Source organism: Deinococcus sp. Leaf326, from assembly GCF_001424185.1.
Taxonomy (GTDB): domain Bacteria; phylum Deinococcota; class Deinococci; order Deinococcales; family Deinococcaceae; genus Deinococcus.
Genome location: NZ_LMOM01000002.1, coordinates 41,022 through 67,176 on the forward strand (window position 1 = coordinate 41,022; position 26,155 = coordinate 67,176).

Genomic DNA, 26,155 nt, shown 5'->3' on the forward strand with positions numbered 1-26,155 from the left:
CTCCTACTCGGTGGCGATGAAGGCGATGGCGTCGGTGTAGGGCACGTCCTGGTCGTCGGCCCGCAGCAGCAGGGTGTCCGCCTCTGGCGCCACGGCCTGGAGCCGGGTGTAGTACCCGCTGAGGGCGTACATCTGGCCGCTGCGGGTGCCGATGCTGAGCCGGGGCCGGTCCACCGCGCCTTCTGGACGGTGAACCCCGAGGGTGACCCGTTGGCCCCGGGTGACCGGCAGCAGCCAGCCATGCCCCAGGCCGCCGCTGGAGATCACGACCTCACCCGGGTGGGTCAGGACCGCGATCATCCGGGTGACGGTGACCTCGGCCTCGGCGTCCGCGCTCAGCTCCAGCCGGTAGAGGCCGCCGGTCGCCTCGGCGACGACCAGGGTCTGCCGGCCGGTGACCGCTTCCCCGCCCGCGTGGTCGCCGCCCGGCCCACTCAGCAACGCCCGGCACGGGTCGCTGGCCTCGACCTGCACTTCGAGGTACGCCCCGGCCGGCACGGTGAGGTGGTAGCGCAGCGGCGCGGTCGGCGTGACCACCCCGTCGGTCTCGCCCTCCCCCAGCACCAGGGCGTCCACCTGGGCAGGCGAGCCAGGAGGCGCGGGACCGACCCCGACCCGGCTGAGGGTGACCGGCCCACGCAGAGGCGTGAGGAGGTAGAAGCCGGGCTCCTGCAGGGCCAGGGGCGGTCCCTCACCCACGGTGCCCAGCGAGGTGCCGTCGCGGTAGAGCGAGGCCAGACCCTGGACGGCCAGGAGGGTGGACTGCCCAGGCCCGAGCGTGAAGGTGGCGCGCTGCCGGAGCTGGAGGGTAAGAGGGACGCCTCCTTCCGGGAGGGGTTGAGCGCCGTCCATTCCGGTGTAGAAGGACGCGCTGATCTCCAGACCGGTGGCCCACCCGGTCAGGGTCACGCGCGCACTCAGCGGCAGAGGACCAGGCAGGGTAATGGCCAGCGGGTGGCCCAGGCCCTGGACCTGCCCAAGTCGCTGGGCGCCGTCGAAGAGTTCCAGCAGCGGGGGGTTCTGGGATTCTCCGCGCAGTTCGAGGACCACCCCGAGCGCGCCGGGGGTCATGGGGGTGTTCAGCGTGACGTTGCGGACGACCGGCTGGGCGCTGGGGCCGGTGCCGCCGAGGTCGATGGTCAGATCGGTGAGACGTCTCACGCACCCTCCAACAGGAGGCAGGGACTGCGGCTCGTGTTCATCGGGCCTCCGGAACGGTTGCGGCCCCCAGCATGTCTACCGGGGGCCAGGGGAGAGGGTGGGTCTACTCGCGCAGCAGCGCCACGCCGAGGCTGCCCCGCATCACAGCCGCCTGCTGCCAGCCCACCGTGAACACCTCGGGGGCGCTGGCATGCGGCTGGACCCGGTAGCCCTGTCCGGAAAGGACACGGGACACCGAGAGCAGCTGGTCGGGCGTGAGATCGAAGCGGCGGAAGACGATGTCTACGGCGGTCAGACCGCTCTCGCTGCCTGCTGCCGTCCGGATCTCGCCGTACGCGTGGGCCAGGGCAGGGGCGATGGCCTCGCGGTTGCGTTCCTGCTGGGCCTTCTGCTGCTGGGTTGCTAGTGCAGCCGCCTGCGCGGCGCTAAGAGGTTCGTTGCTCACTGCGCTGCTCCTTCGCCCGTCTGGGGTGGTGGGGTCTTGTTCGGTTTGCCGGGGGCCGGATCGGCCGCCTCACCCTCGCGCCGCTCCTTTTCCAGGGCCGGGTCGTAGCCGAGATCGGCGGTTGCCGTTTCTTCACTGACCAGACCGTTCTTCAAGGCCACAGAGACGCGGCTGACGATTTCGGTCATCGTCTCCTCGCGGATCTCGGGGAAGACCCAGGGCAGCTCGATCCGGTCGATGGGCAGGCGCTTGCGGCTGCCCTTGACCGTGCGGAACTTCGCGTCCGGCCCGGCGCGGCGCTTAATCTCGGTGCGGAAGATCCGGGTCATCAGGGCTCCGAGCGCGGCCTGCCGCTTATTACTCAGGCGCACGCTGGGCAGGCCCATGCTGGCCGCCGTGGTGCGCGTGGCGTTGCCGCCCTCGCCCAGGTAATGCTCAGGCAGGCCGCCGATGGTCAGGCCCACCATGCGCAGGATCAGGCGCATGTCACTGGCCGCGTCCGCCGCACCCTGGCCGGGCCGCAGGAAGTCGATGGACTCGGCCACCTCGTCGTAGCGGTTGCCGGTCGCCGCGTCGGTGTAGCCGGGCCGCACCATGACGGGCAGCACGCCGCCCCGCTCCGGGAACTGGGACAGGCCACGGGTCTTGCGGCGCCACTCGTACACGCCGCCGTCCGGGTTGCCATTCGCGTCCACGCCGTTCGGGTCAATCATGGCCTGATAGACGGCCAGCACACGCTGCTGCACGTGGTGGACGTTGAGGCGCATGTTCATCAGGGCGATGTACGCCGTGGCGAGGTCGGCAGCCGGGAAGGCGACCGACCAGCCACGCGGGTCGTTCCATAGCCCGCCGAGGTGCGCCGCCCAGGCGAAGCTGCCCTCCTCCCAGCGCATCTCCGAACCCGTGGGGCGGTTCCAGCGGACCCGCTGCACCATCGCTCCGGCCGTGGCCCCGCGCGCCGTACTGGCGTCGACCGCGAAGCCGCTGAGTCCCACGTCGAGCATCCCGAAGAGGGCCGGCTCATCGCGGCCGGGCAGGCGGTCGCCGTTCAGCTCGGAGGGGAACACGGCGGCGATCTCGCCGTCGAGGAACCACTCGGTGATCAGGCGCTCGCTGACGAGTTCGGCGAAGCTGTTGGCTTCCCAGAAGTCCTCGACGATGGCCTGCAGGCCAGGATCGGCGAAGCGGCCATAGGTGAGGTTGTCCCCCACCAGGAAGGCCCCGGCGATATCGACCACGGCGCGGAACAGGCCGTTGGTGAAGTACAGGGCGCGGGACTGGTCCCGGCTCTGCGCGCGGCTCATGCCGAAGCGCCCGGCCACGGTGGGACTGTCGGCGTAGGTGCCTTCGTACCAGCCGGGGTCGAGTTGATCGAGGGCGGAGGCAGGCTTGCGCCCACCCCGGATCTGCACGGCCGCCTCGGTCTGATGGGTCGGAAGGGTGGAAGGCAGCGGGCGGCCGTACTTGTCGACGAGTTGCAGGGTGAATCACCTCCTCGTGGGGGTCTAGTAGGGGTCGTCGAATTCGCCGTCGTCCCCCAGCACGTCGCCGGGACCGACCTGCGCTGCTCCCCGGTTGGCCGAGGGCTTGGCGACATTGGCGTTGGCGTACTGGAGGTACTGACTGAGCGTGTCGATCTCGTCGGTGTCCGCAGCCGGGAAAGCCGCGAGCCGGATCTGGAGGCCGCCCATCCAGGCGTAGACCTTGGGGTGGGGCAGGAACACGTCCCCGGCCGCGACCAGGGGCGTAATGGCGCGGGCGCGCAGCTCCTTGCCCCCGTGGGGCATGACCGGGAGCATCCCGCCCAGCTTGCCCCGCAGGGTCTGCATGATGGCTGCGCCGAAGGCCTTGGCCTCAATCAACTTGCCGGCGATATGCGGCCAGCGGGTCGTCATCGCCTGGACCTGCACGATGCTCTCCGGCATGTCGTACAGGCCCCGGTCCTGGTCAAGCAGGTAGTGGCGCGCACCGATGCTGCCCCAGACCTGCCCCACCACTTTGGACGCGGACTTCGACTTGCTGCCGAAGGTCATATCCCAGGACTGCGCGGACAGGGTGAAGAGGCCAGGGGTCTGCCGCAGCTCCTCGAGCGTCCAGGGGAGGATCTCCACCGGGCACTCGTAGTACTCGTCATCGACCTTAACCATGATTGGCTGCTGCGCGAGCTCGGGCATGTCGCGCGGCGCCCAGTAGCGCCACCAGCGCGGCTTGAACACGTTCCCGTCCGCCGGTACCGGGTCCTGCTGGTGCTGACCCGAGTAGTCACTGAGCAGGGTTTTCTTCGCCTGCTCGATGACCTGGCGGGGGAACAGCTTCGGGAAGAGCAGCTCGCCCACCTCGGTGCGCGGGTCAGTCCACCCGATGCTGGTGGCGTGGCGGTTCTTGCCGTCGTACTCGCTAGGGAGACAGACGTGATCGTAGCCGCCCTCGGCGTGCTCGGTCCCGACGTTCGCCAGGACGTGGCCGCTGAGGTCCTGCTCGTGCAGGCGCTGCATGATGATCACGAAGGCGCCGTGCGCGAGGTTGTTCAGGCGGCTGCTCATCGCCTTGTCCCACCAGTTGATCACGTCCGCCCGGTACCCGGGGTTGGTGGCGTTGATCGCGCTGATGGGATCGTCCACCACCACCACGTCCCCGCGGTGGCCGGTGCTGGCGCCGCCCACGGTGAGCGAGATCCGGAAGCCGTTCTCCGTGTTGAAGTAGTAGGACTTCTCGTTCTGGTCGGCCTTGAGCTTCCACTTCACGCCGAAGCCCTGGTACCACTGCGAGGTGATCAGGTCGCGGCATTTCACCGAGTCGCGCACCACGAGGGCGCTGTCGTAACTCGTGAAGATGGCGCGCCACCAGGGGCGTTCCAGCCACGTCCAGGCGGGCCAGAAGACGTTGATGATGAGCGACTTCATATGCCCGGGCGGGATGTTCACCAGGAGGCGCTTGATGCCGTCGGGGGTGCCGGCGCCCCGGCTGATGGCCTCAAGGTGCTCACAGATCACGTCGATGTGCCAGTTGTGGATGTACGGGGTGCTGGGCTCCAGGATGGGCCAGCCCTGGCGCACGAACTCCGCGAGGCTACGTTTTGCTGCCCGCCGGAGTTTCTCCGCCCGCACTTCCGCCAGACTGGGCAGTTCCGCCTGCTGCGCTGGCGAGGATCGCTTCGAGCGAGTCGAGCGCGTCATCGTCTAGCTGCTCCAGCAGGCTGCCGGTGCGCTGGACCTGCACGGGGCCGGTGCCGTCCGCGCCGGTGAGGCCCACGGTGCGGCCGTATTCCTTGCGGTTGCGGCGTTCCAGGAACCACATGGCCGCGCGGGCGTCGGGGAGGGTGGTCTCCACGATGGTGGTGACGTCCTCTTCGAGCATGACCCGGTCGGTCTCCATGATCCGCCGCTCGTCCTCGTTGCCGGGACCGTAGTCGGGGTCGGGTTCCTGCTGCACCAGGTACTTGCGTTTGGTGGTCGTTTTGGTGGTTTTCTGCCCTCCTGCGGCGGCGTCCATGACGACCCGGAGGGCTTTTTCCTCCGCTCGGGCCTGAGCCTCCTTGCACCCCTGCGAAAATGCGGAATAGGGGGTGTCGGTCTCGGCGTCGAGATCGTCCTCGCCGCGCGCAATCCAGTCGTAGTAGGTCCGTTCGCCGATCCCGACCAGGCTGCACACGACACTGACCGGGTTGCCGCGCCGCAGCAGGCCGACGATCTTGGTATGGAGCTTCGGGTCGAGCTTGCTGGGCCGACCCGGCCCGTCTTGCTTCCTGGCAATGGGAAATCACCTCCTGGGTGACCTAGTGGGTGGGCCGGGCGGCGGTGCGCGCCACGATCCCTTCGAGGGCCTCGAGCTCGTCGTCGTCCAGCTGGGTGAGATCCAGCCGGGGCGGAGGCGGGTTGAGGGGCGCACCGTCCTTGCCGGTGACCTCCAGGCGTTTCTTACCCCAGCGCTCCGGGTGGCTGCGCTCAAGGAAGAAGATGTCGGCCTTGAGGTTGCCCTTGCTGCCCGCGAGGCGGATGCGGGCGACGCTCTCGATCTCGGCCGTGGCCTTCGCGGTCTTCACCGCGCGGGCGAACTCGACGTAGATCTGGTTCCGGGCACCGCCCTCCTCGGCGCGGTTCATCCACTCGTAGTACGTGTCGGGGTGGATGCCGACGTAATCACAGCTCGTCTCAATCCAGTTGCCCGCACGCAGGGCCTGGATGAAGCGGGCCTGCAGCTCGGGGGTCAGTTTCGTCTTGCGGCCGGGGCCGGCCATGATGCACCTCCTGATGGGGAGGCGCGGGGCCTCACCTCGGAAAATGGGGGAAAAGGAAAGGGGCGGATATGGGGGTAGCCGCTGGAATTGAACCAGCGCGGAACGCTCCATGACGCAGGGCGTTCCGGACCTTGCCACCACGCTGGCCGCCGCGCTCAGGTCCCGGAAAAGCGCAGCGGCCGGGGTGCGACAGACCCAGCGCCCGGCACGCGCACCCTGTCGCGGGGCGGCGTCCTGGGGGCGCTGGGCAGAGAGCTCAGGGGGTAGGCGCGACGAACGGCGGAGCGACCCGGCGCTCGAACTCAGCTTTCAGTGCCTCGAAGACAGCGGGTTCAGAGGCGGGGTCTTCAGTGACCACGACAGCGAGCTGTTCGGCCAGGACCATCGGGAGCGCCTGGATGGACAACTCGCTGTTCAGCCAGATCTCGGGAGCCTTTTCGAACGGGAACAAGGCAATCCCCGCGGAAGGACGATCCGCAGCGCCAGCAGGAAGGTCAGCACCACGTCTCCCCGCAAGCTGGCGCGGCGTGAACATGTGCTTGTCGGGCATGTACTCCACAACCACGTCGATGGTGGGGTGGAGGTCAGCAAATACGGTCAGCATCAGGGCGACAGGATCATTCAGCACGCTCGTCGTCATGGGGGTCTCCTAGGCGCTCAGGCCCGGTCGAGGATGGTGGCGCGGATGTGCCGGGCAATGGCACGCGTCATGAGGGGAGGCACGCTGTTGCCGACCCTCGCCCAGGCATTGCTGAAGTCCTTGACGGCGTCCCCCGACTCGGCGAACTGATAGGCGTCCGGGAAGCTGCCGATCCGCTTGAGTTCGGGAATCGTGAGCAGGCGCGGGTACCGCCAGTGGTACAGGCCGTTGTTGGCCTGCCCGTCGCGCTGCACGCCTACGGTTTTCAGGATCGTGGGCGAGGCCTTGTCCGGATGGATCTTCGTGTGACTGAACATGTGGCCCTTGACGTGCAGGTCACTGAAGTCACGGCCGGGGAGGGTCCGGCCCCAGGCGGTCAGGAAGTTCGCGTGGATCTGGAACCCGGTCGGGCCACTGTCCAGACCGCGCAGCGCCTCACGCACCGTCGGGGGGCACATCTCAGGCGCGGGCAGGGTGGGCGTGATGCCCAGGTCCTCGCGGACGCCGATGACGATGAGGCGTTCACGCAGCTGGGGCACCCCGAAGTACCCGGAGTTCAGGATGCCGGACACCGTGCGGTAGCCAGGGCCAGCGCCGCGCAGGGCGGTCATAGCCTCGTGGTACACGGCCTTCATCTTGCCCAGCGTCATGCCCTTCACGTTCTCCATCACGAACGTCTTGGGCGCCAGGCCGTCGAGCAGCCGCACGTACTCGCGGAACAGTCCATTGCGCGGATCATCAAGCGCGCGGCCGCCCATCAAAGAGAACCCTTGGCAAGGCGGGGAGCCGTCTAGGAGGGATAATTCCCCTTTTTTTAGACCGGCTTTACTGAGCACCTCGTCCACGCTCATGGCGGCGATATCGCCGTGGTAGATGTCGAGGTGCGGGTAGTTCAGGCCCAGCGTGTCGACCGCGTGGTCATCCCACTCCACCGCCTTCACTTCCCGAAATCCGGCCATGTGGTAGCCCGTCGACGAGCCGCCGCCTCCAGCAAAGGTACTGACGCACGTCGGCGCGTCCGGCGCGCGCTCGGCCTGGGCATCGGCCCAGTAGGCGTCCACGCGCTGGACGTACGTGTTGACCGGCCTCAAGGCACGAACGACTGCCCGCAGTGGGGGCAGGTCACGGCTTTGCTGCCCCCGCCCTCACCCTCCGGAGGGGCATCTGGCGCCAGTTCCGTGAACGAGGCGGGCAGCTCACCGTCAGACTTGGCGATCAGGGCCGCGAGTTCCTCGTCCGACCACCCCAGGCCAGCGAGGCCGAGGTCGGTGTTCGCCTGGATGTCGCGCAGACTCTCGATCAACCGGCGCTCGTCCCACGACCCCAGCTCGCGAGTGCGGACTGAAGAAAGCGAGTAGGCCTCGGCCTCCCCAGGTGCCAGGCGGACGTGCAGCACCGGCACCACCCACTGATCGTCCTGGATCGTCACCCGTTCGGGCGCGTCCAGCCCATCCTCCTGGGCGATGAGCAGGGCGGCCAGCACGCCGTGCCCAGCGACCAGCTGCCCGCTCGTGTCGTCGATGGCGAGCGGCTCGACGTACCCGAAGCGCACCACGCTGTCGCGGATGGATTCGAGGTCGTGCCGGCGAGGGTTGCCCTGCCAGACGATGGCCTGGAGATCGACCAGCGTGTGTGGCCGCAGCTCATGCGAAAGCGTTGGGGTCATGCGTTCATTCCTTTCTCGGCGCGCAACGCGTCGAAGCCCTGACCGTCCTGCCGCACGGCCTTCAAGCCGGTGAACTGCTGGAGGCGGTCCACGATGCGGTCCACGTACTTCGGGTCCAGATCGTTCAGGCACGCGGCCCGGTTGGTCTTGTGCGCCGCCACGCCGGTCGTCCCGCTGCCCGCGCAGGGGTCGTACACGAGCTGCCCGGGCAGGCTGGACGCGATCAGGAAGCGCTGCACCAGCCGCACCGGCTTCATGGTCGGGTGCAGATCGTTCCTGTTGGGCTTGTCCTCGTACACCACCGTGGTGGCCAGAGCGTCGCGCTGCCCCTCGAGGAGGGTGACCAGCTCGTCCCTGCTCATCTTCTTGTAGTTCGGCGTCTCGTCCAGCACGGTGGTCTGGGTAAAGTCGCGGTTGAAGAAGTGGCCGGCGCCAGGCTTCCAGCCGTACAGGATGGGCTCGTGACGCCAGTTGTAGTCCTGGCGGCCCATGACGGCGGCATTCTTCACCCAGATCATGGTCTGCGAGTACTTCCACCCCGCCGCGCGCAGTTGGCCGTGGAAGTTCTGCGCTTCGACCTCGGCGTAGGCGACGTAGATGCACGCGCCGGGCGCCGTCACGTCCAGGGTCGTCTTGAACAGCGCCCCCAGGAAGGCCTGGAACTGCTCGGGCGTCATGGCGTCGTTGGCGATCTTGAGCCGGTCCTTGGTCTTGCCCTCGTAGTCGACGTTGTACGGAGGGTCGGTCCACACCAGTTTGGCGAGCGCGCCGTTCATCAGCCGGGCCACATGCTCGGCGCTCGTGCTGCTGCCGCAGCCGACGCGGTGGGGGCCGACCTGCCAGACGTCGCCCTCACGGCTGACGACCTGCTCATCCTCGGGCAGCGCGGGCACCTCGTCCTCGTCGATGAGGCCGTCCTGGAACACGCCGTCTCCGAGTTCGGCCACGAACTGGGCGAGGTCGAGTTCGGTGTACCCGGTGCCCTCGAGGCCGCCGGGCGCCTGCTGGAGTTCGGTGAGCAGCTCCGCGAGGGTCGCCACATCGGTGCTGGCGATGTCGCTCAGGCGGTTGTCGGCCAGCAGGATGCGTTTGGCGTGGGAGGCATCGTCGGTCTGGATGTACGAGACCGGGATCTCGGGCATGGCCGGTTCACGGGCAGCCTTGACCCGGTGGTTGCCGGCGAGGACCTGGCCGGTGGCGCGGTCGACGATGACGGTGCCCCAGAAGCCGTTGGTGCGGAAGGACTTGACGAGTTCCTGCACGTTGCCGCGCCGGGGGTTGCGGTCGGCGAGGGTCAGGCTAGCGGGGTTGATCAGAGCAGTGTCAACGTTGAGGATGCGCACCGGCTCAGGGGCGGGCGCAGGAGCAGTGGTCAGGGGGCTCACCTCCAGGGCAGGCCAAAAAAACCGCCCCTACCGGAAGGGCAGGGGCGAGTGGAAGTTCAACGTTAGACTAAGGCGCGATTATACGTGTCAAGATAGGAAATCTGGACTTTGGTGTCAAGCTGGCTTACGGCCACACAGGTCCCCGACTTCATCGGGTAGGGGAAGCCCCGTCAAATACGTGAGCGGCAAATGAAGCTCGCCTGTACGATGGTGAGCATGAAGAAAATTTTGATAGGCGTGATCGCATTGACAGCGCTTGGCTTGACGGCCTGTGGGGGCGGCACCACCCCGCCTACCCCCGAGACCCCGGTGGTCACGCCGTCCTTCACTCTCTCTGACCAAGCAGTAACCGTGGTCAACAACGGGGCAGCGGTCGCTACAGGCATCAATGTCACCCGCACGGGCGGGAATACCGAGGCACTCAACTTCACCGTCACAGGGATGCCGGCTGGATTGGGCGTTGTGTTCGACAAGAGTCCCATCAGCGGCTCCGAAGCCCTCGCCGGACTCAAAGTCAGTGCGGTCAACGTGCCGGCCGGAGAGTACAAACTCACTGTCACTGGGCGAAGCCAGACCGTTACGGCCACGGCCAGACTCACCGTGACCGTAACCGGAGGTTCGACCAGCCCCACGCCTGTTCCCACTCCTGTGGCAGACGTCACCTACGTCTCTGCCGCTGCCAACAGCACGAGCATCTCGGTCATCTGGTCATCCGTCACCGGGGCCACTGGATACAAGCTCGACCGCAAGACGGAGTCCGGCACCTACAGCGAAATCACGACTTCGACCACAACCAGTTACACGGACACTAACGTAACCTCTGGTACCCGGTACATCTACAGGGTCCGTACGGTCACACCCAATGGCATCTCTGCGGGGAAGGAAGCGCCGATCGTGACCTTCACGGGTACTCCTGGTGGTGGCGGCACGACGTGCTGCAAGATCTGCCGGAACAGCAAGCCCTGTGGTGACACCTGTATCTCCTATGACAAGACCTGCCACACGCCGGGCGGCTGCGCCTGCTCTGGCCGGTCCATCATGTTCGTCAAAATCAAGGACTGCCCGGTCGTCACGGTCAACGCCCTGGGCGAGGAAGTCAAGATCGGGACGGTCGAGAGCTGGCTGAAGGATCGGACCTTGCTGGGCACGAAGTAACCGAGAGCCCCATGCAGGAGAGAGGCCGTCCAGGCGAATCCGGACGGCCTTTTCCGTGGAAACTCTTTCCCATTACAGTGGGCGGCGGCGCTGCCGTCTGGATACTGGATTAGCCGGGACTTCGTCCAGCAGATCGGCCACCCAGTCTGGCTCGGTTTCGAAGACCAGGGGCAACTGCTGGGGCGGAGGGGGGAGGGGAGAGAGGGTGCGACGCAGCGCCTCAAGGGCCTGCACGGCGCGCGGATAACGATCCCGCACCGGGTCGCGCAACAACAGACTCGCCCCATGTACCCGGTAGATCAGGTGGTAGATGTCTACCTTCGGACCACGCTTATTGGGCCGCTCCTCGTTGACGGTCTCGCTCCGGAGGTACACCAGCAACGCCATCAGGGCTCGCCAGCTATCCTCCCCCACCTGCAGGCCTGCGCGCCGTTCGATCTCCTCGGCGCCGTCCACATCCCACCGGGCTTCCTGCTCGTTCCATAGGGCCAGGAAGTGCAGCACCAGGCGCAAGCTGAAGCCGGGCTGTCCGGGATGCTTCGGGTCCGGGGTGTGAACGTCGATCCAGAACTCCTCCGCGTTCTGCCAACGCCCTTCGCGCAGGTCGAGTCGATGCTCGCGGCGATAAGCGCGACGGTGCAGGCTATGCGCGTAATCGGCGGCGTTGGCCTGCTCGGCGAGTTCGCGCGCGCGCTGCGGGTGCCCGGCCAGCACCTGAGCCACCACCTGAAGGGCGAGGCTGTGCGAGGCGCGGAAGGCCTGATCCATCTCGGCACTGGTGAGGTGGGGGGCCGTGTTGACCGGGCGGCGCCGGGCGTGGTCGCGACGGCCGTGGCCAGTCACTAGGGCATAGGCCAGCAGGTTGATCTCATCGCGCTCATCGCGCGTGGGCTTGTGCGCGCGCAGCGTCCAACCCTTGCGCTCCGTTCGGCCGACCGTGAGCAGCGCGCGGCGGGGGCAGGGGCAGACGTAGGGCTGGTAGGCCCGCGACGGTTCGATCACCAGCTCGCGTGCGGCGCAGCCGATGGCGGGTCCCGCAGCCTCCTCACGCAGGGTGGTCCCGCACCCCTGGACCGGGCAAGCCGCGAGGTTCCGCAGGGGAGCCGCTGCGCGCGCCTCGGGCGCCGGGGCAGGTGGGTCGTCAGGCAGCCACTTCGGCGCATCGGTCGCCAGCCCATCGACCTGCCGCGCCTCGGGCCTGTAGGGGTCAGGTCTCACGCCGGCTCCCCGAAAGTCCGGCGCCGGAGGTCGGGCGCCTCGCCGAAGGCCAGGATCTGCCGCGTGATCTTGTCGAGTTTCTCCGAGCAGCTCAGCACTTCCTCCATCGCGCGCCACGCGTTCTCGCCCCGGCCCATCGCCTCCAGGGTGACCTGCAGGCGGACCCACTGGCCGGTGCTCAAGCGGTGTGCCGGGTGGTCCGCGGGCAACCCGGCACGGTCGGGGGGTGGGGCACTGCCGAGCTGCTCGAGCAGGTCCTCGACCGCCTGATCGGTGGGCGGCAGGGTCGGGACGGCCTCCTCGGGATTCAGTTGGTCGACGCGCACCAGCTCACGGGCGAAGGTGGGCAGCAGGGCGGCCTCCTGGGCGGGCATGGGCTGCGGCGCCACTGGCTCAGTCGCCGGCGCGGGCTTGGGCTTCTGGGAGGCCTGCCTTTCCCCGCGGCGGGCACGCCGCTCCCGGTTCGTGTCCGACAGCGGCTTGGCGGGCTTTCTCTGGGGGGTTCTGTTGCGGCTCATCAGGTCCTCTGGTCGCGCAGTGCGGCGCGGTAGACGGCCCAGGACGGATAACCGGCCGCCTGGGCGAGGGCTTCATAGATCACGGGCAGGGCACGCTTGCGGCCCTCGGCGCGGGCCACGTCGCGCTGCCGCTTGGCCTCGCGCTTTACGGCGCTGATCGTGAGGCAGGGCGGCTGTGGCGAAGGGACAGGCTCGGCCTCCACGTCCCAGGTTCGGAGCCAGGGGCGGGGGTCCGTCACGGCTCCTCGCGCTCCAGATCCGGCCGGCGTACCCAGCCGAAGCGGCCGAGCTTCTCGTACCAGGTCTCGCTGCCCTTGACGGACTCCCGGTACGTCGCCGTGTCGGTTTCCGGGTCATAGCCCTCAAGGGTTAGCTCACGCCGGTTGATCTGCTGATAGTCGCCCTGGTAGGTGACGTGCTCCAGGGTGCAGTTGCGGGCCTCCAGGTCCTCGGCGCTCCGCGCGATCTTGGCGCTGTACACGCGGCGCTCGATGTTGGGCACACCGGGGCGCGCGCCCTTGCGCCGGATCTCCAGGTGCAGCACCGCGTTGAAGGTCGAGGAGGGGGTGGGGTCAGTCATGGTTTGGGCTCCCACTGGTTGCACCCGAAGTCTCTCGGGGTGGTGACGCTCAGGTCGAAGGGGTAGTACTCGTGAAATACGGTCATGCGCACCTCAGCAACAAAGACGCTCCCCAGACCACTGGGCCTGGGGAGGGAGGAAGCTGAACTGTGAGGAAGGGCCTTAGCCCTGCGCCTCGTGGGCCTGAATCCAGGCCATGACCTGCTCGGAAAAGCCGTCTACGTGCACCCAGGAGCCATAGCCCACGCCGTGCTTGTTCGTCGCCACGTTCACGAGGTAGCCCAGGCCTCTAGGATTGGGCACCGGATCATGGCTCTGCTCGTCGGTGAACACGATCAGGCGGTCGTGTGGGCGGGTGTTGATCTGACGTACGGCAGCGCCCAGATACGTCGCTCCACGTGTAGGTCCCAGCTCGTCACGCAGCGCGAAGCCCCGGCGTGCCCGGTGCTGACGCAGATCATCGCTGAACGTGTAGATCTCCACACTCTCGCAGAGCTCGCGGGCCAGCATCGCCAGCGCCGCCGCCGCGTCGTAGCGGCTGAGCTCGCTCTTGCTGCTCAGCTTCCCAGTCATACTGCCACTGGCATCCAACAGCAGCACAGTGTGCCCTACTAGCTTAGGCATCCCTTCCAGGCCCCGCAACATGAGGCGTTCGAGTTCAGGCTCCAGGGTGGGCGCCGCGCGCGCAGCCGTGATGAAACGGAAGGGCAAGACCCGCTCGGGGTTGGTCTCCTGCAGTGCCCGGCGTATACGGTCCTGCGCCACACCCGCTGCCAACATTCCCCGCAGGTTGCGCAGCAGGGCCAGCGCGCCGAGCTTACGCTCGTCGAGCAACCGGGCGAAGGTCTCGGCCTTGTCCGCCCCCGCACTCAACGCCACTTCCCAGGTATCGGGCGCCGCCAGCGTACCTTCCACCAGTGCCTTCCAAGTTTCCTCCTGAGCCTGGTTCTGCGGCGTGGGGTGGGTCAGAAACAGCACGTCGCGTAGCCGCACTGCGCCGTCGCGGTTGTATTTCGCCAACTGGTAGGCGCTGAACTTCAGGAAGGCGCGCGCTAGGCCCTTCTTGACCTGACCACTCAAGGGCTGCCGGCCATCCTTCCAATAGATCGCCAGGAACTCGGTCAGCTCATCGGGCCGCTGGATGACGGCCGCAAGTGTCTCAGCAACGAGGACGCGGTGCTCAGGCAGCCGGACCATCTCGCGCACGATCAGAAGGGGGACATGCCGCAGCTTCAGTTCAGTGCGTGCGCGGATTGCCGTCTGGGCGGCATATTCGGGAGATACGGCCTTCACGGCCTCCCGGATCTGGTCGGCGACCGTCTGGCCGTCGACATAGAAGGTGTTCTCCCACAGCAGGCAGCTGGACACCAGACGCGCAAGCTGCTGCTCAGGCGTGATGCGGCGCGCGGGGGCGCCCTCGTGCGTGACGTGCTGGGGACGATGTGCGGTGTTCAGTTTCATGGCGGCACCTCCTCGGAGGGCAAAAAAAGAACGCCGGGGGAACAGGCGTTCGCGGTATATCGTGCTCTACCAGTTGAGCTACGGCGCTTGCGCGACCGGCGGGACTCGAACCCGCAACCCCGTCATCCGTAATGAAGTAACCGCGAACTTCGCCACCCGGCGAAGGGTGCACTGAGGGAACGGACGGACACGGTGTTGGTTTCTTGGATAGAGAAGTAACCGTGCCCTTCACCACTCAGGCTCGCTCAGAGTACCGACGTGTGCTGGAAACCCCAATAGCGCTGTTGACCTATACGCGTTGGAGCCAAATGCTTACCTCGCGCGCCTACTGCGCGCATTCAGTGCATAGGGGGGAAGGGTGTGGTGCCGATCGGCGAACCGGGGTGCCCAGCGGTACTCGGTGAACTGCCCGGAGAGGTACTCGAGGGTGAGGCGGCGGGCATCGCGCCAGCCGCGCGCCACGTCGGCGTAGTAGCCCTCCCGACGCAGGCGCACCAGCCAGGGCCGTTGGTTCGTGCTCAGTTCCCCGTCAAGGGCCTTGAGCTCAATGCGCAGCCCATGCCAGTCCCCGACCGCCACGTCGAGCAGCAGATCCGGGTACCCGGCACGCACCCCCATCAGCTGGAGGCGCAGCGCCTCGGGGCTGTACAGGCGGCCGTCACGCCCAGTGCGCTTGGCCCTTGCGCCACCGTTCGGCGAGTGGTGAAAGCCCTCGAGGGCGGGCAGGGTGGGCCACGTCTCGGCCGCCCAGGTGATGAAGCGGATCTGGTGGGCGTTCTCGTCCCAGTGCTCTTCTTGGACCGAATGCAGCTTGCAGGCGTAGGCCTCGTCCTCGGCCACCGCCTGGGCCAGCAGCCTGGCCGCGAGCGCCCGGCTCACCGGCGCTCCTGGGCCAGCAGCGCGTCGGCCACCGCGTCGCCATGCGCGTCGCGCACCCGGCGCAGGAAGGGCGCGAACACCTGGTTCTCCCAGATGGTGTCCCGGCGCTCTACCCCAGCAGGGGTGAGGACGAAGCCCCGCGCGTGGCCGTGCTGCACGAACTCGACATAGGGTTGCCCCCCGGGCGGCCGCTCGATCAGGCGGTTCCAGGCCTTCACGGCCTGGTCAGTGGGGGTCTCGGGTTCCTTCCCCAGAGCGGTGTAATCCGGGTACCGCCCGCGGATACGGCGCAGCGCCTCGATGCGCGACGTGGGTGAGGTGCGGTCGTCGGTCAGGACGTTCAGGAAGTGCAGCTCGAGGGAAAGACGGGCAGGGACGACGGCGAGCTGCGGCAATGTGGGGGTCAAGAAGAAACGTTCTCCAGTCGGGACCTGGTCGAGAGGGCGGAGAGGGAAAGTGGAGTGGGGCCTACCCGCTGAGGCGCAGGCCTGCGCCGTACTCACGCACTGGTGCCCCGACCCATGCCGGTGAAGTCGCGGAGCTTGACCTTGACCTTGCGGCCGTCGGGGTGGTGCCAGACCAGCCCCTCCCAGGTCGGCCGCGCCTCGAGGAAAGCCTGCAGGCCTGCGAAGTCACGCGGCGCGTCCGGGACCGGCAGGTCGGTGTGCGCGACCAGCGTCGGGAAGCCCCGGTGCACGTCCACCTCGGCGCCGCCCTGGATCTTTGGGCCGATCAGCTCGTAGGTGCCGTCCGGGAGGAAGAAGCACTGCCGGTCCCAGGCCTGCACGTGGTACTTGCTGGCCGGGTCCTTGCGCAGCACCGGCACCCAGCCGGGCCAGTGGGTGGTGACCGGGTCGGGGTCCGGCTGGGCAGGCATGAAGTCGGGCGGGGGCACCTTGCCCTTGCCGGCGTTGAAGCGTTTGTAGAACACGCCGTCCTCGACGAGGCAGCAGGTGCCGTCGAGTTTGCGGTGCGCGAGGCCTTCTCCGGCAGCGACCCACTCGCTGCCAGGCACGAGCTCGTCGCGCGCACGGCGGTCGCCCTCGTAGGCACGCCGGAACAGGCTGGGGGTCTTTTTCATGGGGTCTCCGAGAACAGCGAGTACTGGCCGTGGATGTTCGCCAGGCGGCGCTTGCGGGCCGCCTCAGCGTCCTTGGCGTTGCGGGTGTCCTTCAGGTCGTAGAGGGGGGCGCGCCGCCATCCTGCATCCGGGCAGCGGAACGCGTACTCGGCGACCGGGTCAGCGGTGGGCACCAGGCCGCGCTCACGGAGCTTGGTCTTGGTGGCGAGGTGGGAGGGGATGAACTTGTACTCGGGCAGGTGGGGCACGGCACAACCTCCTGGGGGTCAGGAACTTCAGCGGGGCAGCTCGACGACGTGACGGGTGGCGAAGTGGCCGTCCGGGCCCCGGAAGGGACCGGCGATGGTGCCCCGGTACTGGGCGCCGCTCGGGAAGGGCATCCCATTGCGCACGAGTACGAAGGCGCGCTGGACGCGGGGCGTGAGGTCGGCGCGGTCGACACGCACCCAGATCGTCGGGCGGTGCTGGGGGCCAGTGACGCCGACGGCGACCACTTCGGCGTGGAGGGAGAGCGGGAGGGCCAGGGCACTCTCCACGAGCAGCTGATGCTCCTGGATGTGGTGGGGGTCAGGGGTCATGAGGTCCTTTCAGGAGGCCTAGGCGGTCGGCCGCGGCACTTCGAAGATGTGCCAGACGAACGGGCCGTTCAGGACGGTGGCGATGTAGGTGGCGTACAACGGCAGCGGTTGGCCTGTGCCAAAGACTTCGAAGGCGCGCTCGAGCGGCGCACTGTCGGGGTCGACCTGTATCCACAGGCACAGCTCCCCGTTCTGCATGGCGGCCATGCGGGGAAGGGCGAAGCTTGGCAGGGTCAGGACGGTGACCGAGGCCTCGTCCAGCGGCGTGAGCGGATACTTGTACATCACCTGGGGCACGGCGTACCTCCCTCAGCGCGGGTCCAGATGCTGCGCCAGTCACCCCGGTATCCCTGCTTGACCTCGGCGGTGTGCTCGCTGCCAGTGCTGCCGGACTTGATGGGGAGGCTGTGCCGGCTCAACTCGATCCCGGCCTCGGTGGCCGCAGCGCACAGCACCGTGTCGGGGTCGTAGTCCGTCCAGGCGGAGCAGCGGCCATTCCGGCTCAACTGGGCCTGGAAGTGGCGGGCCAGGGCAGCCTCGAAGCGGGCGGCCTCCTCGGGGGTGTGATACTCACGAGCGGCGAGGCCAACCATCAGGACGGCCGCCAGCCCGCCTGTGGCGCTGTCATCGCCGTTGTCCTGGGGGGCGATGCGGGTGAGAAAGCCCGCCCACCATGCAGCCAGGGCGAGCGCGGGGGCAGTGGGTTCAGTGGGGGTCAAGACAAGCCTCCAGGCAATGAGAAGCCCGCCTCGGCGCGGTGGCCGGTGCGGGCAGGGGGTGGTGCAGCAGATTGAGAAGCGGGTTAGGTTAAGGCGCGCCTACAGCGGCATAGAAGATCGGGTCAGCATGAACAGGACAACCGTACAGGTGGATCGCCGACCGGACATTCTGTTCATCAGTCATGTCCAGATCTGCCTCAGGCGTCCACAGACTGGAGAACAACTCCCGGCCCTCCAGATGGAGACCCGGCAAAATCTGGCGGAGCCAAGCCCTGGGCGTGAACTCCATAGGTGCACTGCCCTCAAGCGGGGTCAGGGGGTAAATGAAGGCGACATCGTCCAGCTCAACAGCGGCATACCGTGTGGGACCCAGCGTTGTTTCGAAGCACTTCACCTCCTTAGATTAAGGGATGATGTAGGTTTCTAGGATGAGTCATATTCTCAGACTCGGGGTGTCACACCCCCCATTACCGGCCTAGAAAAGCGCTTCACCACGGACCTCATCTGCGCCCAGCGGCGCCGGCCCCAACCGCCAATATCGTCATCGGACCAGTCCAGCACCGCCAGGAGCTGGCAGACGTCGAACACCACTGTCGTCAGGTGCCCCCCCGCTCCGTTCAAAAGGAACATCCCTGGCAGCAGCAGCAATGGCCCGAAGCGGTACACCATCCCCGCACTGGGCTTGCCCATCCGCCGGCACAGCACCCCGTACCCCATCTGCCCCAGCGCCACGATCAGCAAGGTCAGCAGCAGCGCCCGCACCCCGCCCACCTCGTCGACCAGAAAACTGATGGCCGTGCTCAGCATCACCAGCCAGAACCCCACCATGAACCACTTGCTCTGCCGGGGCGTCACGCGGACACCGCCCGCCCCACGATGGGTTCCGCCTGGTCAAGGCCAAACACGCCGGTCATCCGCTCGTCACAGCCGTCCCGGACCTTGAGCACCCCCCGAGGCAACTCGCCCGGGCGGGGACGCAGGCCCATCGCTTCCAACTCGTCATGGGTGTGCAGACCCGCGGGGGCCTGCTGCCGGTACATCGGCGTTCTGGTGGTCATCGTCACCTCAATCCGCAGCATGGCGGTTCCTCAGCCGGTACGTACTCAGCCCGTGGGTCAGGCTCTCCCGGCGTGCCCCCAGCATCGCCGCCAGGGCGTACTGGGAATGGACCCCCACATCGATCAACTCGCCCAACTGCTCCAGGCGCTCGGCCAGCGGGGCCTTGCTCCGCAGTTGGTGCACCCGCACCAGCGCGGTCGTGAACTCGACCTCCCGAGGGGAGGCCTCCCAGGACACCGTCGCGTCCTTCTCGCCCAGAAACGTCTGTGCCGGCGCCAGCCACGCCATCAGCTCCTCGGGCAGGGCCCCCGAGCCCGGCCACACCACCCCGGCCGGCAGCAGCACCGTCTCCTCGATGCCGACCACCACCACGACCCCCGCCCGCACCAGAAATCCCTGGTCAGGCTTCGGCCCTTCCAGCGTGCGGTTGTAGGTCACCTACACCACCTGCTCGTAGTTCCGCTGGAGTTCCAGAAGGCTGATTTCCTGACCTGTGCTGAGCTTCCGGCGTCCTCCGGTGGTGGCTTCGACCTGGACTTCCTCGCCAACTGGGCCGCCCTTGCCTGTCACGCGCCGCCACGTCGTCCCGGCCGGGACCAGGGGAGAGGGGGCTTCGGGCTCCGGCGTCGTGGCCGGCAGCGGGGCGCTGCTGGCCTTCAGGGTTCGCAGCTGGGCGGCCACCGTGCGGTCCACGTTGCGGCCGTTCCCGTCGTCGAAGCGGATCTTGTACCGCGCCGCGTTGACCTCCAGCACCACCCCGAGCGTCAGGGTGCCCACCTGGTCGGCGACCGTGCAGCGCTGCCCGGTCTTGAGCTGGGGGTCCTGGCTTGCGGCCGCCGCAGGGACGCCGCTCTCGGCCGGCGCCTCGGCTTTCACGGCGCCGATCAGGCGGTCGAGGCCGCGCAGGGCCAGCGTGATCATGTTCTCGCTGCCCACCTCCGCTTCCGCCTGGGCCAGCACCCGGACCCGGTCGATCTCGCCCGGCTCGAGGTGCAACCACCGCGAGCGGGGGAGCTGCCCCGTGCGCGTTTTCTCGCCCAGGTACTTCGTCAGCGACTTCCCAGCCAGCGCTTTCAGGGCGCGGTAGGTCGGGCTGCCCGGCTTAGCCGCCGGGCGGTCCAGCAGCCCGGCTACCGGCACCACGGCCTCCAGCCAGTCCGGCCGCGCCGCCGCCCCGCCGCCCGGAACCTGTTCAAGGGCCGTGGCCTGATCGTCCTGGCGTGCAGGGGGCTGAGTCTCGTCCCGTAGTTTCTGAGGGGGGTCCCCGGACGCGCTAGCGGCCGCGCCGTCAGGCGAGCCCAGGCGGGCCAGTGCCGCCTCCAGCTCTACCGGGTCGACTGGAGCCGTCGGCTGTTCGAGGAAGGGCAGGTCCTCAGCGTGGGGTCCAGGCCCAGCTTCCAGCGTGACCGGGTTCCGCAGGCCTTCAGGGTTTGGGCCAGCGGCCTCCCCCGAGGAGGAGCGTTCCGGTGAGGTCGCGCGTGCGTGTCCAGAAACGTCGTCTACTCCTCTGCTCGAAGTCTCTGAAGAGATCTTTGAAGAGATCTCTGTATTTGTATCCATTCTATTCGGGATACGTATCGCGTCTATTCGGGATAGGGTATCCATTCTATTCGGGATACGTATCCCTTCTATTATGGATACCCCCCCCTCAGCCGGAGCCTCTGCCGGGGCACCCAGTGCCGCAGTCATGACGGCCGTCGCCGTGCCGGATACCACTGCTGGGATGCCCTCAGTGCGGTCCTTCTTGACATTCGGTCTGGGCGACTCCGCGACCCAGAACCAGCCGGGCGACCCCGGTTCGTCCGCCTTGAGCAGGACCTCCAGGGCTTCCGGTACTGGCTCGACGAACATCACGTTCGGAATGGGGCGACCGTTGTTGCCGGTAATGGTCCGGAACTCCCGTGTGATCAGGCCACGGTCGACCAGGAACTTTACGGCGGCCGTGGCCTGGACTTTAGAGATGCCCAGGAGGTTGGCGTAATAGGCGTAATCGCGCTGGAGCTTGTCGGCCGCAAACTTACGGGTAACACGCAACACCTGGCCGGTCATTTCGTCGCGGTGGTAGGTGGGGCGGTACCAGTACAGGTCATCGGCGTAGATCATGATCGACAGGTGCTGGGTGACCCCTTTCTCACTCTTGAACTCGCGGCGGGTGAAGAAGCTGTGCGGGATGATGTTGCCTTCGAGGTGCAGGCGTCCAATGGCCTCCACCGTGGGGGTGGGCCGTTGCTCGCGCGTCATGGCCGGGCCTGCGGGTGAAGGGGACGTGCAGGGCTGGCCGTGCGGCCGCTTTGGCCGCTGAGTTGTTGTTCTGTGGACACTTCGTTTCCTCGGACGGTTCCACCTCTAGGGTGGCGAGGGCCTTCCGCTTTCACGGATTGGGGGTTGTACGATTGACCCCAGCACATAGGCCGTCTAAACTATGTGCAGGCCGCTAACCCGTCTGGGTCAGTTGGTTCAGAGCCCGTTCAAAACTCTGGTAGCTGTTGAAGGTCCTAGTGTTCTCAGGCACTAGGGCCTTCGCCTTTCAGGCCGATGTCATCGGGGCCTTACCGGGGTAGGGGCAGCTTACCAAAATTCTCATGCTAAAGCTGCGGCAATTCGCGCGCGCTTCCAGGCTTGAAGTTGGGGGCCGAATTTGCGTCTGAGCCAAGAGATTTCCTCCAACAGCTCTGCTCGTTTCATTCCCTTCACGACGTCGTCCCGGATGTCCATTCCCCAGGGGCTCAGGCCCGCCCGCCAGGGGGCGGTGCGGTCGACGAGGGCGGCTCGGATGGCGTCGTCAGGAAACTCCGGGTCCTCGGGTGGGGGCGGAGGTTCAGCGTCATCCTTCGCCTTGGCCTTGACTGGGGCCTCGATGAGCGGGGGGTCTTCGGGTTTGAGGACGAGGTACCAGCGGTGGCCGCGTTCTTCCCAGCTCGTGCTCCAGGCGAGCCAGCCGGTGGCCTGGGCGACGTGCTGCCCGTCCTCGTCGGTGGGGCGGCCGCCTGGGCGGCTGAGTGCGATGAACTCGCCCTCGGCGGTGCCCACGCGGAGGCGCAGGCCGTCCTCCAGCGTGTGGGCAGGCTGGGAGCCGTCCTCCCGACTCTGGCTGAGGAGCCGCATCAGGGTCTCGGTCAGCGTCTCCGGAGCCGGTGCACTGGGGGAGGCCTCGAACAGCGTCACGAAGCCTTGCGGTGGAACTCAAGAACGAACTCGGCCTCGGGCAGCGTGGTCGCGCCCAGTGGGGTGAGGCGGATCGTCTTGCGAGCGCTGTCCTGCAGCTCTACGGTGACGAGGTCGAGTCCGGCGAGGGCGTGCAGGGCGTCGTAGGTCTGGCTGAGGACCTCGTGGGGCTGCCGGACAGCGTCCGCGACCGCGCGCAGGGGGGTGGGGTCCGCGGTGACGCCTTTGAGGGCACGGCACAGGCGGAGGGGGAGTGCCGTCTTCAGAACGCGCAGGTAATCGGCGCCAAGCGGGGTGAGGCGGTAGCGTCGGCGTTGGCTGCTGCCGGTCGCACAGAGGTAGCCGTGGGCGACCAGACGTCGGCAGGTGGTGTACAGCGAGCGGATCGGGACGGCCGTCACTGCCCGGCGGCGCAGCTGGTCGGCCGAGTAGGTCTGCTCCAGATCAGCGGCCTGCAGGAGCGCCTGAAAGAGTGGTTTACCCAGGATTTTCATGGGTCTCCCTCCAGCAGCGGTTCGGTGTCCCGGTAGGAGTCGATCTGCTTGTCGAGAAAGTGGGTGGCGTCGTCGTACTGATGGGTGAGGAGGTCGCGGTAGGCGGCGATGCCGAAGCGGTCCTTCAGTCGTCTCCAGGCCTCGGCGTAGTGCGTGCGCTTGCCTCCCATGAGGTGGGCGAGTTCGTGGACACGGCGATGGATCTCCTGAGGCTGACTGCCCTGAATAGGGCGGCTGCCGAGGGCATCGGCAATCTCCTGGCGCAGCTCGGTCTTGACCTCCTCTTTGGTGAGGGTGGCCTGCTCCCGGATGGCCAGGATGGTGTTCCCGGCGAACCGCTGGAGGAAGTCCATGCCCACGGCCCCCTGGAAGGTGGCGGCTGGGGGAAGGGCGCGGCGCTTGAACTCGGCGAATGCTTGGACGAGCTGGCGCTTCATGGGGACGGTGGTGTCGCTGTTGCGGACGAGGGTGAGCAGGAAGTAGCACTGCTCCTCGTTGAGGAAGGCGATTCGGATGGGCTTGCCGCCACCGGGGGCCGGTCGCGTTTCAAACGCGATTGCTCCGATGGTCTGGAAATCGTTCACGTAATCGTCGAGCAGGCTGAGGACGTTTTTGTGGTGATTGTTCATGACGGCCGCGAGGTCTCGGCTGTCGATGCGGGCCTCCCCGTGGAAGGCCTCGATGGCGATGCTGGTCATGGGGGGCTTCTCCTTCAGTCCGGTGACTCCTGTGGGTGGTCTCGGTGCCAGGCGGGGCGGTCGGGTTGCGGACTCCAGCCACTGGCGTGGTGCAGCTGCTGGCGGGCGGTCTCGCGGGCCTGGGCTTTGGCGAGGGCGAGCTGCTGGATCTCGACGGTGGCCCGGAGGGTCAAGGCCTCGTTCTGGTGTTTCAGTCCCAGGGCTTGAGCGTGAGCGAGGTCGTGCTCGAGGTCCTCGGCGCGCTGCTCGGCTGTCCGGGTTTTCTGCCGCTCAGCGAGCGCCCAGACGATCATCAGGAGCGTGAAGGCGGGGAGGAAGGCGTCCACTTAGGCCACCAAGCTCTGGGCTTGACCCGCCCTTGACCAGGTGTCGACGCGGGCGAGGGCAAACTCGACGAGCTTGCGGGTGATGCGGCCTTCCACGGTGAGCTGGGCTTCGAGGGCGGCGAGGGTGCCGGTGCAGGCGCGGCGGAGGGTGTCGAGCTCGTCGGGGCTGAAGGGCGGACCACTGGCGAGTCGGGGGATGAGCTGCTCGATGCGGTGGAGGTAGGCCTGTTGCTCGGCGGGGTTCTGGCGGCGGCCGGTGCCGTAATAGCGAGCGGTGGCGAGGGCGACGTGGAAGGTGTGTTCGAGGTCGGGGGTGTAGGTGCTGGGGCCGGGGCTAGGGGCCTCGGCTGGGGGGGTTGGATTCATGGGGGGTCTCCTCTGTTTTCCTGTTCAGTCAGGTTGGTTGGCATAAGTAGTCTTACGGGAGATCCGCTGATCACCTCCTCACACCACCGCGCTACCCTGACCGCTATGACCTTGGAGCTGATGGCCAGCAACCTCACTCTCCAGGCTCGCGCCGACCGCCTCGCCGCCCTGGAACCCGAAGCCCTGCGCCGCGAAGGCCTCCGCGCCGCCCGCGACGCCGAGTTCGAAGGGCTGTGGGCCCTCACCGAGGCCTACCTCGTCACCCGCAGTGGCCGAGGCGCCCGCGTCAGCAAGAACACCCTGGAGAGCTACCGCATCGGCCTCCAGACCTTCCTCACCTGGGCCGGACCGGCCGGAGTGAGCCTGACCCGCCCCGGCCCCAACATGGGCTTCCGCTACGCCCGGCACTTGGAAGCCAGCGGCCTGGCCCCCAGCAGCGTCCAGACCCGCCTCGCGGCCGCCCGGGCGCTCTACGCCGCCCTGCGCTGGAGCGCCGCTGTGGACGCTGCCCCCTTCACCGACGTGAAGGCTGCACGCGACCCGGTCCCGAAGTGGGAGAAGCGCAAACCCTACGCTGACGAGGATGTCGTCACCCTGCTGATGCATGCCGGGCGACAGGAGGCGGTCATCGTGGCCTTGGGCGCGCACTGTGGTTTGCGGGCCACAGAGATGACCACGCTACTGCGCAAGGACATCCACCTCGACGCCCCGGAGCCCTACCTGATCGTGACCGGCAAAGGCCAGCGCCGACAGGCCGTCCCGCTCTCCCGCACCGCGCAGGCCGTGCTCCGGAGCTGGTTGACCAACACGCCGCACTACGGTCCGCACGTGCTGACCCTCCGGACCCGTCAGGGCGTCGAGAAGGCCATGCAGCGCACCTGCGAGGAAGCGGGAGTGCAGTACGAGGGCCGCGAGGTCCACGGCCTGCGTCACACGGCGGGAACCCGCATCTACACGGAGCAGAAAGACCTGCTGGCCGTGCGCGACCACTTACGCCATGCGGATATCACCAGCAGCGAGGTCTACGTGAACTACTCCCGAGCGGGCCGTAAAAAACCGACGAGCGAGTGGTAAGGACGAAGGGGGGCGGGGCGGTGACCGCTGCGTAACGCAGCAGCTGCGCCTGCCACCAGCGCATGGCGGCCGAGGGCGGGTCGAGAAAGTCCTCGGCGCTCACGTTCCAGCCGCCCCAGCCCCAGCGGCCCCGCGGATGTGGGTTGGCTGGGAGATGTGGCCCGGTCACCAGCTGTGCGGTCAGACCTCCCACGGCCACACCGGCACATAATCGTCGATCTCGCAAAAGCTCAGCCTCCATCTCACCCACAGACGATTCAGCCAGGTATCGGGCAACGTCCGGTCCATCTGACTACTCACCCAGACTGGTGGTCTGGGAACGTGCCGGGTGCGGACGAGAGAAGGCTTTTCCGGCCACTTCAGTTTCAGCCGCCCAGTGGTCAGATCGTCATCGTCCCGGTAGAGCAAGGTGGCGTCGTAATCTCCTTCGCTCACGAGCAACTCCGCGACCGCCTGAGCAAGCTCCGGGGGAAGACGACAGTGCAGCTCGTGGGCCGTGGGGGCGGTCACCGCGACGAGGATGTTCGTGATGTGTTTGGCGTAGCGTCGCACGAGGTCCGGGTCCGGGTCCCGCCCTGGCGGCCCGAGCGCGGTGGCCTGCTCAGCCGTCAGCAACATCGCCGCCCCTGCACGCGCGGCGGCCGCGCCTTCCGGCTCTTGAGGGTCTGCCGGATCTGTCGACCCAGGCGCACCCGCTCCGGCCGGAGCAGGGTGTCCGGCGCCTGCAAAGTCATTCGAGGGAGGGCGTAGGCCCCGGTCAGTCCCAGCACCAGCATCAGCCACGACTTCTTCACTGTTCCTGCCTCCTCTTCTGGCGGGCCTTCTTCTTCGCGGCTTTCCGGGTCTCCGGATTGCCCTTGTTGCGGCGTTTCTTGCCCCTGGGAGGTGACTCTGGAGCGGGCAGTGGGGGCGGCGTGGGGACGGGGCCCTCTGAGGGCGCGTGCTCCCGCTGGCGCCAGACCACCGGCTCCGGTCGCCGCAGCGGCGCGCGGGATACGGTCACCAGCACGCGCTCGCCGTTCGCCACGAACGCCGCCGCGTACCCGGTCACGCCCTCGACGAGCCCCGCCTCACTGATGAGGTCCGCGCGGACCTGCTGGAGGGTCCGCTTGATGTACCCACCCTCCAGGCGCACGCGGTACACCGGGATATCCAGCGCCATCTGCCGGAGCAGCGCGATGCCGGTCGCCGTGTCCCTCTCCCCGAGCGGGTGGTAGAGCCGCTCGGCCGCGCCGTGGCGCATCGCCTCC

Annotated in this window: 36 protein-coding genes; 2 read left to right on the plus strand and 34 right to left on the minus strand. The window is 67.6% G+C overall.

Annotation, left to right across the window (positions count from 1 at the left end; genetic code table 11):
* Positions 1 to 3: 3 nt before the first annotated feature.
* The 10 genes from ASF71_RS04010 to ASF71_RS04055 all read right to left on the minus strand — a co-directional run bounded on the left by ASF71_RS04010 (position 4) and on the right by ASF71_RS04055 (position 9,534).
* A complete protein-coding gene (locus tag ASF71_RS04010) occupies positions 4 to 1,161 on the minus strand; it encodes a hypothetical protein (RefSeq protein WP_056295381.1) in 1,158 nt (385 codons plus the stop codon).
* A gap of 103 nt (positions 1,162 to 1,264) precedes the next feature.
* Positions 1,265 to 1,606: a hypothetical protein gene (locus tag ASF71_RS04015; protein ID WP_056295384.1), complete on the minus strand. Its 342-nt coding sequence runs from the start codon at positions 1,604 to 1,606 to the stop codon at positions 1,265 to 1,267.
* A complete protein-coding gene (locus tag ASF71_RS04020; protein WP_056295388.1) occupies positions 1,603 to 3,018 on the minus strand; it encodes a hypothetical protein in 1,416 nt (471 codons plus the stop codon). The genes ASF71_RS04015 and ASF71_RS04020 overlap by 4 nt, the downstream gene beginning before the upstream one ends.
* 93 nt (positions 3,019 to 3,111) lie before the next feature.
* A complete protein-coding gene (gene terL / locus ASF71_RS04025; RefSeq protein ID WP_056295391.1) occupies positions 3,112 to 4,662 on the minus strand; it encodes a phage terminase large subunit in 1,551 nt (516 codons plus the stop codon).
* A gap of 13 nt (positions 4,663 to 4,675) precedes the next feature.
* A complete protein-coding gene (locus tag ASF71_RS04030; RefSeq protein ID WP_056295397.1) occupies positions 4,676 to 5,257 on the minus strand; it encodes a hypothetical protein in 582 nt (193 codons plus the stop codon).
* A 124-nt stretch (positions 5,258 to 5,381) separates the two neighbouring features.
* Positions 5,382 to 5,843, minus strand: a complete 462-nt coding sequence (locus tag ASF71_RS04035) for a hypothetical protein (RefSeq protein ID WP_056295400.1) — start codon at positions 5,841 to 5,843, stop codon at positions 5,382 to 5,384.
* A 256-nt stretch (positions 5,844 to 6,099) separates the two neighbouring features.
* The gene (locus ASF71_RS04040) at positions 6,100 to 6,483 is read right to left on the minus strand and encodes a hypothetical protein (RefSeq protein WP_056295404.1); all 384 of its coding nucleotides are present in this window, start codon (positions 6,481 to 6,483) and stop codon (positions 6,100 to 6,102) included.
* Positions 6,484 to 6,500: 17 nt separating this feature from the next.
* Positions 6,501 to 7,574 carry a DNA cytosine methyltransferase gene (locus ASF71_RS04045; protein ID WP_082505505.1) on the minus strand — a complete coding sequence of 358 codons (1,074 nt, stop codon included), beginning with the start codon at positions 7,572 to 7,574 and terminating at the stop codon, positions 6,501 to 6,503.
* Positions 7,571 to 8,149 (minus strand): hypothetical protein, encoded by a 579-nt coding sequence (locus tag ASF71_RS04050; protein WP_056295416.1) that lies wholly within the window; start codon positions 8,147 to 8,149, stop codon positions 7,571 to 7,573. The genes ASF71_RS04045 and ASF71_RS04050 overlap by 4 nt, the downstream gene beginning before the upstream one ends.
* Entirely contained in the window at positions 8,146 to 9,534 is a 1,389-nt protein-coding gene (locus ASF71_RS04055) for a DNA modification methylase (RefSeq protein ID WP_082505507.1), read from the minus strand. The genes ASF71_RS04050 and ASF71_RS04055 overlap by 4 nt, the downstream gene beginning before the upstream one ends.
* Before the next feature lie 216 nt (positions 9,535 to 9,750).
* On the opposite strand from ASF71_RS04055, the gene ASF71_RS04060 reads away from it, so the two are divergent.
* Positions 9,751 to 10,689 (plus strand): hypothetical protein, encoded by a 939-nt coding sequence (locus ASF71_RS04060; protein ID WP_156372596.1) that lies wholly within the window; start codon positions 9,751 to 9,753, stop codon positions 10,687 to 10,689.
* Between the two features lie 72 nt (positions 10,690 to 10,761).
* Here the strand turns inward: ASF71_RS04060 and ASF71_RS04065 are convergent, their stop codons facing one another.
* The 21 genes from ASF71_RS04065 to ASF71_RS04170 all read right to left on the minus strand — a co-directional run bounded on the left by ASF71_RS04065 (position 10,762) and on the right by ASF71_RS04170 (position 23,831).
* Entirely contained in the window at positions 10,762 to 11,907 is a 1,146-nt protein-coding gene (locus ASF71_RS04065; protein WP_056295425.1) for a hypothetical protein, read from the minus strand.
* Positions 11,904 to 12,425, minus strand: coding sequence for a hypothetical protein (locus ASF71_RS04070; protein ID WP_056295428.1), 522 nt, complete (start codon positions 12,423 to 12,425; stop codon positions 11,904 to 11,906). Before ASF71_RS04070 ends, ASF71_RS04065 begins: the two co-directional genes overlap by 4 nt.
* Positions 12,425 to 12,664 carry a hypothetical protein gene (locus tag ASF71_RS04075; RefSeq protein WP_056295432.1) on the minus strand — a complete coding sequence of 80 codons (240 nt, stop codon included), beginning with the start codon at positions 12,662 to 12,664 and terminating at the stop codon, positions 12,425 to 12,427. The genes ASF71_RS04070 and ASF71_RS04075 overlap by 1 nt, the downstream gene beginning before the upstream one ends.
* A complete protein-coding gene (locus tag ASF71_RS04080) occupies positions 12,661 to 13,005 on the minus strand; it encodes a hypothetical protein (protein ID WP_156372597.1) in 345 nt (114 codons plus the stop codon). Before ASF71_RS04080 ends, ASF71_RS04075 begins: the two co-directional genes overlap by 4 nt.
* Before the next feature lie 162 nt (positions 13,006 to 13,167).
* The gene (locus ASF71_RS04085; RefSeq protein WP_056295439.1) at positions 13,168 to 14,466 is read right to left on the minus strand and encodes a TROVE domain-containing protein; all 1,299 of its coding nucleotides are present in this window, start codon (positions 14,464 to 14,466) and stop codon (positions 13,168 to 13,170) included.
* Between the two features lie 312 nt (positions 14,467 to 14,778).
* Positions 14,779 to 15,345 carry a VRR-NUC domain-containing protein gene (locus ASF71_RS04090; protein WP_056295443.1) on the minus strand — a complete coding sequence of 189 codons (567 nt, stop codon included), beginning with the start codon at positions 15,343 to 15,345 and terminating at the stop codon, positions 14,779 to 14,781.
* On the minus strand, positions 15,342 to 15,752 hold the full coding sequence (locus tag ASF71_RS04095) for a hypothetical protein (RefSeq protein ID WP_156372598.1): 411 nt from the start codon (positions 15,750 to 15,752) through the stop codon (positions 15,342 to 15,344). The genes ASF71_RS04090 and ASF71_RS04095 overlap by 4 nt, the downstream gene beginning before the upstream one ends.
* Positions 15,753 to 15,844: 92 nt before the next feature.
* The gene (locus tag ASF71_RS04100) at positions 15,845 to 16,426 is read right to left on the minus strand and encodes a hypothetical protein (RefSeq protein WP_056295447.1); all 582 of its coding nucleotides are present in this window, start codon (positions 16,424 to 16,426) and stop codon (positions 15,845 to 15,847) included.
* Complete coding sequence (locus tag ASF71_RS04105) at positions 16,423 to 16,674, minus strand: hypothetical protein (protein ID WP_056295451.1); 252 nt, start codon at positions 16,672 to 16,674, stop codon at positions 16,423 to 16,425. The genes ASF71_RS04100 and ASF71_RS04105 overlap by 4 nt, the downstream gene beginning before the upstream one ends.
* A 27-nt stretch (positions 16,675 to 16,701) precedes the next feature.
* On the minus strand, positions 16,702 to 17,004 hold the full coding sequence (locus ASF71_RS04110; protein WP_056295454.1) for a hypothetical protein: 303 nt from the start codon (positions 17,002 to 17,004) through the stop codon (positions 16,702 to 16,704).
* An 18-nt stretch (positions 17,005 to 17,022) separates the two neighbouring features.
* On the minus strand, positions 17,023 to 17,301 hold the full coding sequence (locus ASF71_RS04115; protein WP_056295457.1) for a hypothetical protein: 279 nt from the start codon (positions 17,299 to 17,301) through the stop codon (positions 17,023 to 17,025).
* Complete coding sequence (locus ASF71_RS04120; RefSeq protein WP_056295460.1) at positions 17,289 to 17,723, minus strand: hypothetical protein; 435 nt, start codon at positions 17,721 to 17,723, stop codon at positions 17,289 to 17,291. The genes ASF71_RS04115 and ASF71_RS04120 overlap by 13 nt, the downstream gene beginning before the upstream one ends.
* A gap of 441 nt (positions 17,724 to 18,164) precedes the next feature.
* Positions 18,165 to 18,578 carry a hypothetical protein gene (locus ASF71_RS04130; protein WP_056295469.1) on the minus strand — a complete coding sequence of 138 codons (414 nt, stop codon included), beginning with the start codon at positions 18,576 to 18,578 and terminating at the stop codon, positions 18,165 to 18,167.
* Positions 18,575 to 18,802 carry a hypothetical protein gene (locus ASF71_RS04135; RefSeq protein ID WP_056295472.1) on the minus strand — a complete coding sequence of 76 codons (228 nt, stop codon included), beginning with the start codon at positions 18,800 to 18,802 and terminating at the stop codon, positions 18,575 to 18,577. Before ASF71_RS04135 ends, ASF71_RS04130 begins: the two co-directional genes overlap by 4 nt.
* Positions 18,789 to 19,220: a hypothetical protein gene (locus ASF71_RS04140; RefSeq protein ID WP_056295475.1), complete on the minus strand. Its 432-nt coding sequence runs from the start codon at positions 19,218 to 19,220 to the stop codon at positions 18,789 to 18,791. Before ASF71_RS04140 ends, ASF71_RS04135 begins: the two co-directional genes overlap by 14 nt.
* Positions 19,221 to 21,023, minus strand: a complete 1,803-nt coding sequence (locus ASF71_RS04145; RefSeq protein WP_056295478.1) for a hypothetical protein — start codon at positions 21,021 to 21,023, stop codon at positions 19,221 to 19,223.
* Between the two features lie 339 nt (positions 21,024 to 21,362).
* Entirely contained in the window at positions 21,363 to 21,947 is a 585-nt protein-coding gene (locus ASF71_RS23440; protein ID WP_056295479.1) for a hypothetical protein, read from the minus strand.
* The gene (locus ASF71_RS04155; RefSeq protein WP_056295482.1) at positions 21,944 to 22,441 is read right to left on the minus strand and encodes a hypothetical protein; all 498 of its coding nucleotides are present in this window, start codon (positions 22,439 to 22,441) and stop codon (positions 21,944 to 21,946) included. Before ASF71_RS04155 ends, ASF71_RS23440 begins: the two co-directional genes overlap by 4 nt.
* Positions 22,438 to 23,139, minus strand: a complete 702-nt coding sequence (locus tag ASF71_RS04160) for a Rha family transcriptional regulator (RefSeq protein WP_056295485.1) — start codon at positions 23,137 to 23,139, stop codon at positions 22,438 to 22,440. The genes ASF71_RS04155 and ASF71_RS04160 overlap by 4 nt, the downstream gene beginning before the upstream one ends.
* A gap of 14 nt (positions 23,140 to 23,153) precedes the next feature.
* Positions 23,154 to 23,465 (minus strand): hypothetical protein, encoded by a 312-nt coding sequence (locus tag ASF71_RS04165; RefSeq protein WP_056295487.1) that lies wholly within the window; start codon positions 23,463 to 23,465, stop codon positions 23,154 to 23,156.
* Positions 23,466 to 23,831, minus strand: coding sequence for a hypothetical protein (locus tag ASF71_RS04170; protein WP_056295490.1), 366 nt, complete (start codon positions 23,829 to 23,831; stop codon positions 23,466 to 23,468).
* Positions 23,832 to 23,936: 105 nt separating this feature from the next.
* On the opposite strand from ASF71_RS04170, the gene xerC reads away from it, so the two are divergent.
* A complete protein-coding gene (xerC, locus tag ASF71_RS04175; protein ID WP_056295493.1) occupies positions 23,937 to 24,905 on the plus strand; it encodes a tyrosine recombinase XerC in 969 nt (322 codons plus the stop codon).
* 180 nt (positions 24,906 to 25,085) lie between these two features.
* Here xerC and ASF71_RS04180 read toward each other — a convergent pair whose 3' ends face one another.
* Genes ASF71_RS04180 through ASF71_RS04190 form a run of 3 tightly spaced genes read right to left on the minus strand, consistent with a single transcriptional unit; the run spans position 25,086 to position 26,148 of the window.
* The gene (locus tag ASF71_RS04180; protein ID WP_056295496.1) at positions 25,086 to 25,523 is read right to left on the minus strand and encodes a hypothetical protein; all 438 of its coding nucleotides are present in this window, start codon (positions 25,521 to 25,523) and stop codon (positions 25,086 to 25,088) included.
* Positions 25,514 to 25,699: a hypothetical protein gene (locus ASF71_RS04185; protein WP_056295500.1), complete on the minus strand. Its 186-nt coding sequence runs from the start codon at positions 25,697 to 25,699 to the stop codon at positions 25,514 to 25,516. The genes ASF71_RS04180 and ASF71_RS04185 overlap by 10 nt, the downstream gene beginning before the upstream one ends.
* Positions 25,696 to 26,148 carry a hypothetical protein gene (locus ASF71_RS04190; RefSeq protein WP_156372599.1) on the minus strand — a complete coding sequence of 151 codons (453 nt, stop codon included), beginning with the start codon at positions 26,146 to 26,148 and terminating at the stop codon, positions 25,696 to 25,698. Before ASF71_RS04190 ends, ASF71_RS04185 begins: the two co-directional genes overlap by 4 nt.
* Positions 26,149 to 26,155: the final 7 nt, after the last annotated feature.